Raw genomic sequence first — 2,153 nt, forward strand, 5'->3', positions numbered from 1 at the left:
GCATATTATTTTTGACTCGGTGGTGAATTTCTTTGAGCAATACTTCTTTTTCACGGAGTGCTACTTGGATGCGGGCAGCAGTCAATTTGCGATCGCTAATATCTTCGCAAATACCAGCGATGCGGTAAATATTGCCCGATTCATCGTAAATAGGAAAAGCTCGATCGCACACCCAGCGAATAGTGCCATCTGGCCGAACAATCCGATATTCGGTACTGGTGGACTCGCCCTGCAACACTCGCAGAAGTCCCTCTTGCAAAAAATGTCGATCTTCTGAATGCACCCACTCAATTATTTTTAAGGGTTCGGCATACAATTCTTCGCGGCTGCGCCCCCAGATTTGTTCGTAAGTAGCACTTAGATAAAATAAATGAGTGAAGTCAGCAGAAATTAGCCAGAAGGAATCTTGGATATTTTCGGCTAGCTGGCGGAAGCGTTCTTCACTGTCACGTAGGGCTTTTTCTGCCTGTTTGCGATCGCTAATATCTTCTGCAATGCCAACAACGCGGTAAACTTCACCAGCTTGATTGATAATTGGAAAAGCCCGATCGCGAATCCAGCGAATTTCGCCGTCCGGCCTGACAATTCGATATTCCGTCTCGTCTTCAGCTACAATTTTTTTAGTGAATGTAGCAACAACGCCAGAGCGATCTTCTGGATGGACGGAATCTGCCAAAAAGTGTCCGCAAGCATACAATTCAGCACAGCTTCTGCCCCAAATTTTTTCGTAACCTGGACTGATATAAATAATTTCCTGCGGTTGAAGGCCTACCATCCAAAACACGCTTTCAATGTTTTCGGCTAGCTGTCGGAATCTTTCTTCGCTTTCTTTCAGTGCTGCTTCAGCTTGTTTGCGTTGCGTAGCAGCAGCCACCGCATCGCTAATCTCGCGCTGCACGCCAAAATGCCCGACAATTCTGCCGTGGGAATCATAAATGCAAATATAGTCACCTTCGATCCAAATTTGAGTCCCGTCAAACTTGCGATTGTCACATTCGACGTGAATTCTGCCAGCATCAAACAATTGTTTGATTATTTCTCTAGCATCTGCTAAGTTGTGTCCTAAGAAAGAGTTAAGCGTCAGATTCATTAACTCTTCACTAGTAGTTCCGTATTGAGCTATAAAAGCATCGTTTGCCTTCGTCACGCGCGCGTTTGCAAATACGTAATCCAAAACTTTTTCCTGATCAGTGGCATTGTTCCAATGCACTGGATCGTCCAGCATCATAAAAAAAAAGCCATCTAAAGATTGAGAAAAAAACAATTCTAGCTGTTGCTGGCTTTCCCGCAAAAATTCTTCGACGCGCCAGCGATCGATAATTTCTTCTCGCAATTGTTGGTTGGCTATTCTTAAATCTTCTGTGCGCTTTTGATATTTTATTTCTAGCTCGTTTTTCAGCCGTCCAATCGCGAATTCTGCCTGCTTTTTTTCGCTAATATCTTGAGTAACTACCATGCCTGCAAAAATTTCTTTGTGGTCGTTTTTGACGGGAGAAATTATTATTGAATAAAACCGATCGCGGTATTTATACTCGAAAGTATTTTCTTCTCCTGCCAAAGCCGCGCGATATTTAGTCTCAAAAAGTTGCAAATCTTCAGGTGGGGATATTTCCCGCAATGTTTTGCCTTCCAACTGTTCTTTAGACCAACCAGCTACTGCCAAACCTCGACCGTCAACCAGAGTATAGCGCAAATCGCGATCGAACAAAAATACCGAGCCATTCGGATAGTTTTTAATCAGAGTTCGGTACATTTCCTGGCTTTTTTCCAGAGATGCGATTAACTCAGGGCGATCGTCCTCGGCGAGATTCAATTCTGTTGTGGAACCCGAACAGCCGGCATTCTGGACTGATTTGAGTTGTGCCGCTAATGTCTGGCACAATTCTCTCTGCTGCTGTAAATCCTCTTCGAGTTGCCGAATTCTGGCGCTTTGCTCTATTACTAATGCTTCGCAGGTTTCGAGAGGTCGATCGATCGCTGTGGGATCAATGCACATAAGGGCTCTATGTTTTGCAGTTGCGGACTTGAGCTTTTTCAAGCCAATACTAACAAAACTCAAGCCTTCACTGCCAACTTATATCATCGACGGTTGCATCGGAATAATATATTTGGATGATATAGCGTGCGATCGTCTCCAAAAGCGGCATATCGCG

General features: G+C 44.2%; 1 protein-coding gene. It reads right to left on the reverse strand.

Translation table 11 applies throughout. From position 1 onward, the window contains the following. A partial coding sequence (locus WBA89_RS21940; protein ID WP_424409434.1) for a PAS domain-containing protein occupies positions 1–1,996 on the reverse strand: 1,996 nt, incomplete at its 3' end. Between the last annotated feature and the right edge of the window lie 157 nt (positions 1,997–2,153).

The organism is Microcoleus sp. (assembly GCF_049646505.1).
GTDB lineage: Bacteria > Cyanobacteriota > Cyanobacteriia > Cyanobacteriales > Microcoleaceae > Microcoleus.